The organism is Streptomyces sp. NPDC054961 (genome assembly GCF_053609145.1).
The window spans coordinates 48,797-56,469 of record NZ_JBSGWY010000046.1; the positions used below are offsets into that span (position 1 = coordinate 48,797).

General features: G+C 74.9%; 4 protein-coding genes and 1 riboswitch. Of the genes, 1 reads left to right on the top strand and 3 read right to left on the bottom strand.

What is annotated here, in order from left to right; genetic code table 11:
- Window positions 1-119: 119 nt before the first annotated feature.
- Genes ACWF9Z_RS30720 through cobG form a run of 3 tightly spaced genes read right to left on the bottom strand, consistent with a single transcriptional unit; the run spans window position 120 to window position 3,579 of the window.
- Window positions 120-1,640, bottom strand: a complete 1,521-nt coding sequence (locus tag ACWF9Z_RS30720) for a precorrin-2 C(20)-methyltransferase (RefSeq protein WP_453607486.1) — start codon at window positions 1,638-1,640, stop codon at window positions 120-122.
- Window positions 1,637-2,284 (bottom strand): precorrin-8X methylmutase, encoded by a 648-nt coding sequence (locus ACWF9Z_RS30725; protein ID WP_453607489.1) that lies wholly within the window; start codon window positions 2,282-2,284, stop codon window positions 1,637-1,639. Before ACWF9Z_RS30725 ends, ACWF9Z_RS30720 begins: the two co-directional genes overlap by 4 nt.
- Window positions 2,281-3,579 carry a precorrin-3B synthase gene (gene cobG / locus ACWF9Z_RS30730; RefSeq protein WP_453607491.1) on the bottom strand — a complete coding sequence of 433 codons (1,299 nt, stop codon included), beginning with the start codon at window positions 3,577-3,579 and terminating at the stop codon, window positions 2,281-2,283. Before cobG ends, ACWF9Z_RS30725 begins: the two co-directional genes overlap by 4 nt.
- A 189-nt stretch (window positions 3,580-3,768) precedes the next feature.
- A riboswitch (cobalamin riboswitch) is annotated at window positions 3,769-3,868 on the top strand.
- 53 nt (window positions 3,869-3,921) lie between these two features.
- Between cobG and cobN the strand changes: the two genes are divergently transcribed.
- Window positions 3,922-7,533 carry a cobaltochelatase subunit CobN gene (gene cobN, locus ACWF9Z_RS30735; protein WP_453607494.1) on the top strand — a complete coding sequence of 1,204 codons (3,612 nt, stop codon included), beginning with the start codon at window positions 3,922-3,924 and terminating at the stop codon, window positions 7,531-7,533.
- Window positions 7,534-7,673 lie beyond the last annotated feature (140 nt).

Consider the following 7,673-nt stretch of genomic DNA (forward strand, 5'->3'; position numbering starts at 1 on the left):
CGCGCCCGCCCGGCCCGGCCCGGGCGGCCCGCCGGGGGCCGCCCCCGCCCGCGCGCCGCCCCCCGCCCCGCGCCCCCCCCCCCCCGGGGGCCTCGCGTCCGTTCACCGCCCTGCGAAAATCACGCGTAGCGGCGCGGAGTCCACGTCACCCGTGAACCGTCGGGGCGTTCGGTGACCTGGGTCTGCGAGGAGCCGATCAGCAGGATCGTCCTCATGTCGACCTCGGACGGCTCCAGTTCGGCGAGCGTCACGATGCGGACGGACTGCTCCGGGCCGCCCACGTCGCGCGCGACGACCACGGGGGTCTCCGGGGCGCGCAGCTCCAGCAGCAGTTCACGGGCCTGGGCCACCTGCCACGTCCGGCTGCGGGAGCCCGGGTTGTACAGGGCGAGCACCAAGTCGGCCGCGGCGGCGGCGCGCAGCCGCTCCGCGATGACCTCCCACGGCTTGAGCCGGTCGGAGAGCGAGAGGGTGGCGTAGTCGTGGCCGAGCGGCGCGCCGGCCGCGGCGGCCGCCGCGTTGGCCGCTGTCACCCCGGGCAGCACGCGCACGGGCACGTCCTTGTACGCGGCCTGGTCCGCGACCTCCAGGACGGCGGTCGCCATGGCGAAGACCCCGGGGTCGCCGCCGGAGACCACGGCCACCCGCTTGCCGCGCCGGGCGAGGTCGAGCGCGAACTCGGCGCGCTCGGACTCCACCTTGTTGTCGGAACCGTGCCGCAGCTGGCCCGGCTTCACCGGGACCCGGTCCAGGTACGTGGTGTACCCGACGAGCACTTCGGCGTCGGCCAGCACCCGCCGCGTCTCGGCGGTCAGCCACAGCGGGCCGGCCGGTCCGGTGCCGACCACGGCGACCTCGCCGGGCCCGGAGGGCACGCTGCCCGGGTTGCCGATCCGGCTGGGCACCACGGCGACGGCGAAGTACGGCACGCTGTCGGGGTCGGTGTCGGCGAGGACTCCGGTCCGTTCGCCCGCCATCGTCGCGCGCTCCACGTACCGCGCCTCGGCGAGCCGGCCGCTCTTGTCCATCGCGCGGCGCACGGCGGGGAAGGTGCGGCCGAGCTTCATCACGACCGCGGAATCGGTGGCGGCGAGGCGGGCGGTGAGCTCCTCCTCGGACAGGGTGCCGGGCAGGATGGTCAGCACCTCCTCGCCCTCCACCAGCGGGGTGCCGAGCCGGGCGGCCGCGGCGCTCACCGAGGTCACTCCGGGAATCACCTCGGCCTCGTACCGGTCCGCGAGCCGCTTGTGCATGTGCATGTACGAGCCGTAGAAGAGCGGGTCGCCCTCGGCGAGGACGGCCACGGTCCGGCCGGCGTCGAGGTGGGCGGCGAGCCGGGCGGCGGAGGCCTCGTAGAACTCCTCCATGGCGCCCTGGTAGCCGCCGGGGTGGTCGGTGGTCTCGGTGGTGACCGGGTAGACCAGCGGCTCCTCGACGTGGTCGGCGCGCAGGTGCTTCGCGGCGATCGAGCGGGCGATGGAGCGGCCGTGGCGCGCGGAGTGGTACGCGACGACGTCCGCCTCCGCGATCACCTCGACGGCGCGCAGCGTCATCAGCGACGGGTCGCCGGGGCCGAGCCCGACGCCGTAGAGCTTTCCGGCGGTGGCGGTCCCTGCCGTCCCTGCGCTCACGGTGCTCATTCGGCCACGCTCGCAATGGCGTTGACGGCGGCCGCGGCCATGGCGCTGCCACCGCGCCGGCCCCGGACGATCAGGTGGTCGAGCCCGGAGGCGTGCGCGGCGAGGGCGTCCTTGGACTCGGCGGCGCCGATGAAGCCCACCGGGACGCCGATGACGGCGGCGGGGCGCGGGGCCCCCTCCTCGATCATCTCCAGCAGCCGGAAGAGCGCGGTCGGCGCGTTGCCGACGGCGATCACCGAGCCCTCCAACAGGCCCCGGTCGCGCCAGACTTCGAGGGCGGCGGCGCTGCGCGTCGTCCCCATCTTCGCGGCGAGCTCCGGCACGGCCGGGTCGGAGAGGGTGCAGATCACCTCGTTGCCGGCGGGCAGCCGCTTGCGAGTGACCCCGCTGGCGACCATCTGCACGTCGCACAGGACCGGCGCGCCGGCCTCCAGGGCGGCGCGCGCCCGCAGGACGACCTCGGGCGTGTAGCCCAGGTCGCGCGTCAGGTCGGTCATCCCGCAGGCGTGGATCATGCGCACCGCGACCTGGGCGACCGAGGCCGGCAGCCCGGAGAGATCCGCCTCGGCGCGGATCGTGGCAAAGGACTGGCGGTAGATCTCGGCGCCGTCCTTCTCGTACTCGAACACGGTGTACTCGCTCATCTCTTCACTGCGCCTTCGGACACTCGGGACCGGCTGCGCGCGTCGGCGACAGCCCCTGCAAGTTCTTCTCTCGGCACCGGACTCCCGTCGAGCCGGTACCCCTCGGGCGTGGCCACGAGGTCGACCCACGCGGTGCCCCGCGGGTGCCCGCACCGGCGTTCGCATCCGGACCAGTGCACGGGCGAGGGCCCGCGCGCCTCGTGGACGAGGGCCCGCGCGTCGGCGCGCACGTCGGACAGGGCCTTGGCGCAGCCGGGCCGCCCGGTGCAGGCGGTGACGGACTCCCAGGGCCCGTCGGGCGCGACGACCAGGCCGGCGGCCTCGAGCCGGGCGTAGCCGTCGATCGGCCGCCGGGTGCTCGCGCCGGGCAGGACGACGCTCCGCCACGGGGTGAGCCGCAGTTCGCCGTCCCCCCGGTCGGCGACCTCCACCAGCACCCGCCACTGATCGGAGGTCAGCCGGCCCAGCGGGAGCAGCACGCACAGGGGCGTGCGGTCGCCGGTGCCCGGGCCCCAGGGCCGGGGCGGCGGCGCGTAGGGCCAGGCCACCTCGGTCTCCCGGGTCGCCGCGATACCGGCGGCGATCAGTCGTACGGTGAACTCCTCAGCGCCCAGCGCGTGTCCGGGGGGCAGCTCGGCCACCCGCCAGGCGCGGGTGCCCGCCGCGTCGGCGGCGTCGAGGAAGTACTCGGCGGCCAGCAGCGCCGCCCGGGGCGCGTCCGGGGCCGCCACGTCCACGGCGTCGGGGGCCGCGCCGAGCCGGATCAGCGCCCGGTCCCGCGGCCTGGCGAGCACGGTGACGTCGGGGTCGAGGGCGGCGACGTCCCCGCGCCCGTCGTCGACGGCGAACAGGAACCGTCCGGACAGGGCCGTCGCCCGAGCGCTCGCGCAGAGCAGGCGGTCCAATTCCCGTACCCACGGGACCACATGGGGCCGTCCGCCGCCCAGGATCCCGGACGTCGGCGTCGCCACGACGTTCCGGACCCGCTCGTGGCCGGGTGCCGGCAGCAGACCCGCGCCGTCCAGCAGCCGCGCCAGTTCGGCGCCGCAGCCGTCCGCGAGTCCGCGCAGCTGGACGTTGCCGCGCGAGGTGAGTTCCAGGTGCCCGTCCCCGAAACGGTCGGCGGCGAGTCCGAGCACCGAGGCCTGCCGGCTGGTGAGCAGGCCCGCCGGTATCCGGATCCGCGCCAGGAAGCCGTCGTCCGCCGCGTGCAGCCGCAGCGCGCCGGGGCAGGCGTCGCCGCGATCCCGTATGACGGGCTCGTCCCGAGCGGCAGCGGAGGGGGGCGTGGGCATGGCGGCGAGCATACCCACGATTCTGCGCCCGTCTCCTGTGTCGATCACCACCCCGAACCGGCCACGACCGGCCACGACCGGTGCCGCCGGGCCCTCCCCGACCGCGTCGGACCGTCCCGGACCGCCCCGGACTCCCCGTCGGGACCCCCGCCACCTAGGATGACCTTCGACGGACCGCACGGCCCGTCATCGCCGAGGACGGCGACATGGGAGGAAGCCCGGTGTGATTCCGGCGCGGTCCCGCCACTGTGAATCCGAGGGCCCCGGCCGCCGGATGAGTCAGGAACTCCCGTTGTCCTCACTGCCCGGGGCGCGGAAACCCCGAGGAAGGCCTGCCGCCGCATGATCCTGCTGCTGTCGACGTCCGACACCGATCTGCTCAGTGCCCGCGCCGCCGCGGACGGCCCCGTCCCGTACCGGTTCGCGAACCCCTCCCGCCTTCCCCTCGACGACCTGCCCGGGCTCCTGGACGGCGTCGACCTGGTCGTCGTACGCCTCCTCGGCGGCCTGCGCGCCTGGCAGGACGGCCTGGACCTGCTCCTGGCCCCTTCCCAGACCCGCCCCGTCGTGGTCCTGACCGGCGAACAGGCCCCGGACGCACAGCTGATGGAGGCCTCGACGGTGCCGATCGGCATCGCCGCCGAGGCCCACGGGTACCTCGCCCACGGCGGCCCGGCCAACCTGGACCAGCTGGCGCGCTTCCTCTCCGACACCGTGCTGCTCACCGGCCACGGTTTCGAGCCCCCCGCGGCCTCCCCCACCTGGGGCCCGCTGGAGCGGACCGCGCGGCAGGAGACCGGCCCCCGGGTCGCCGTGCTCTACTACCGCGCCCACCAGATGAGCGGCAACACCGCCTTCGTGCACGCGCTCTGCGAGGCCGTCGAGGCCCACGGCGCCCGTCCCGTCCCCCTCTACGTCTCCTCGCTGCGCACCCCGGAGCCGGAGCTGATCGCCGAGCTGGAGTCCGTGGACGCGGTGGTCACCACCGTCCTCGCCGCCGGCGGCACCAGGCCCGCGACCGCCTCGGCGGGCGGTGACGACGAGTCCTGGGACGCGGGCGCGCTCGCCGGCCTCGGCGTGCCGGTCCTCCAGGCCCTGTGCCTGACCGGTTCGCGCAGCGCCTGGGAGGAGAACGACGAGGGCCTGTCCCCCCTCGACGCCGCCACCCAGGTCGCCGTCCCGGAGTTCGACGGCCGCCTGATCACCGTCCCCTTCTCCTTCAAGGAGCTGGACGAGGACGGGCTGCCCGCCTACGTCGCCGACCCCGAGCGCGCCGCCCGCGTGGCCGGCATCGCCGTCCGGCACGCCCGCCTGCGGCACATCGAGCGCCGCGACAAGAAGATCGCGCTCGTCCTCTCCGCGTACCCCACCAAGCACTCCCGCATCGGCAACGCGGTCGGCCTCGACACCCCGGCGAGCGCTGTGGAGCTGCTGCGCACCCTCATCGCGGGCGGCTACGACTTCGGGCCCGTCGAGGACGTCCCGGGCCTGGTGTCCGGTGACGGCGACGAACTGATCCGCGCCCTGATCGAGGCCGGCGGCCACGACCAGGACTGGCTCACCGAGGAGCAGCTGGCCCGCAACCCGGTCCGGATCCCGGCGGCCGACTACCGGCGCTGGTTCGCCGAACTCCCGGCCGAACTGCGCGAGAGCGTCGAGCGGCACTGGGGCGAGGCCCCCGGCACCATGTTCGTGGACCACTCGGCCAACCCCGAGGGCGACATCGTGCTCGCGGCCCTGCGCCGCGGGAACCTCCTCATCCTGATCCAGCCGCCGCGCGGCTTCGGCGAGAACCCGATCGCGATCTACCACGACCCGGACCTGCCGCCCTCGCACCACTACCTGGCCGCGTACCGCTGGATCCAGGCCCGCGCGGACGACGGCGGTTTCGGCGCCGACGCGATGATCCACCTGGGCAAGCACGGCAACCTGGAGTGGCTGCCGGGCAAGAACGCCGGCCTGTCGGCCGCCTGCGCGCCCGACGCCGCGCTCGGCGACCTGCCCCTCATCTACCCGTTCCTGGTCAACGACCCGGGCGAGGGCACCCAGGCCAAGCGGCGCGTGCACGCCACCCTGGTCGACCACCTGGTGCCGCCGATGGCCCGCGCGGAGTCGTACGGCGACATCGCGCGCCTCGAGCAGCACCTGGACGAGTACGCCCAGATCTCCGCGATGGACCCGGCGAAGCTGCCGGCCATCCGCGCCCAGATCTGGACGCTGATCCAGGCCGCGAAGCTCGACCACGACCTGGGACTGGAGCAGCGCCCCGACGACGACGGCTTCGACGACTTCCTGCTGCACGTCGACGGCTGGCTGTGCGAGATCAAGGACGCCCAGATCCGCGACGGCCTGCACGTCCTGGGCGGCGCCCCGACCGGAGACGCCCGCGTCAACCTGGTCCTCGCCATCCTGCGCGCCCGTCAGATCTGGGGCGGTACGACCGCGCTCCCGGGTCTGCGCGAGGCGCTCGGCCTGGACGAGTCCGCGGCCACGCGGACCACCGCCGACGAGGCGGAGGAGACGGCCCGCGCGCTGGTCCAGGCGATGGAGGACGCGCACTGGGCCCCCGAGGCGGTCGCCTCCGTGGCCGGCGGACACACGGCGGAGGTGGCGGCCGTACTGGACTTCGCGGCCCGCGAGGTCGTCCCGCGCCTGGCCGGCACCACCGACGAGATCGCCCACGTGGTCAGCGCGCTGGACGGCTCCTTCGTCCCGGCCGGCCCGTCCGGCTCCCCGCTGCGCGGGCTGGTCAACGTCCTGCCGACCGGCCGCAACTTCTACTCGGTCGACCCGAAGGCCGTCCCCTCCCGCCTGGCGTGGGAGACCGGCCAGGCACTGGCCGACTCGCTGCTGAACCGCTACCGCACGGACAACGGTGAATGGCCCGCCTCCGTGGGCCTGTCCCTGTGGGGCACGAGCGCGATGCGCACCTCGGGCGACGACGTGGCCGAGGCCATGGCGCTGCTGGGCGTGCGCCCGGTCTGGGACGAGGCCTCGCGCCGCGTGACCGGTCTGGAGCCGATCCCGCTCGCCGAGCTCGGCCGCCCGCGCATCGACGTCACCCTGCGCATCTCGGGCTTCTTCCGCGACGCGTTCCCGCACGTCATCGGCCTGCTGGACGACGCGGTACGGCTGGCCGCCTCGCTGGAGGAGCCCGCGGAGGACAACTTCGTACGGGCCCACGCGCAGGCGGACCTGGCCGTGCACGGTGACGAGCGGCGCGCGACGACCCGTATCTTCGGCTCGCGGCCGGGTACGTACGGCGCGGGCATCCTGCAGCTGATCGACTCCCGCGACTGGCGCACGGACGCCGATCTCGCGGAGGTCTACACGGTGTGGGGCGGGTACGCGTACGGCCGCGGTCTCGAAGGGCGCCCGGCGCGCGAGGAGATGGAGACCGCCTACAAGCGGATCACCGTCGCGGCGAAGAACACGGACACCCGCGAGCACGACATCGCGGACTCGGACGACTACTTCCAGTACCACGGCGGCATGGTGGCCACCGTCCGCGCGCTGCGCGGCTCGGCCCCCGAGGCGTACATCGGCGACTCGACCCGCCCGGAGACGGTCAAGACGCGCACGCTGGTGGAGGAGACCTCCCGGGTCTTCCGCGCCCGCGTCGTCAACCCGAAGTGGATCGAGGCGATGCGCCGCCACGGTTACAAGGGGGCCTTCGAGCTGGCGGCGACGGTCGACTACCTCTTCGGCTACGACGCCACGACCGGCGTGGTGGCCGACTGGATGTACGACAAGCTGACCGAGACGTACGTCCTGGACCCGGAGAACCGCGCCTTCCTCGAGGAGGCCAACCCCTGGGCCCTGCACGGGATCGCGGAGCGGCTGCTGGAGGCGGAGTCCCGCGGCATGTGGGAGAAGCCGGACCCGCAGGTCCTGGAAGCACTGCGCCAGGTGTACCTGGACACCGAGGGCAACCTCGAAGGGGAGAGCGAGTAACCGTCCCCGCGCCGGACCCCGGGGGGGGCCCCCCCCCCGGGGGGGGGGGCGGCCCGCCCCCCCCCCCCGGGGGGCGGGGGGCCCCCCCGGCGCCCATCGGGGACAACGCCCCCCGCCCCAACTCCGGCGCCCCCCGACCC

Excerpts from the sequence above, each read along its gene's own strand:
- ACWF9Z_RS30720 (WP_453607486.1), bottom strand. The coding sequence starts at position 1,640 with ATGAGCACCGTGAGCGCAGGGACGGCAGGGACCGCCACCGCCGGAAAG.
- ACWF9Z_RS30725 (WP_453607489.1), bottom strand. The coding sequence starts at position 2,284 with ATGAGCGAGTACACCGTGTTCGAGTACGAGAAGGACGGCGCCGAGATC.
- cobG (WP_453607491.1), bottom strand. The coding sequence starts at position 3,579 with ATGCCCACGCCCCCCTCCGCTGCCGCTCGGGACGAGCCCGTCATACGG.
- cobN (WP_453607494.1), top strand. The coding sequence starts at position 3,922 with ATGATCCTGCTGCTGTCGACGTCCGACACCGATCTGCTCAGTGCCCGC.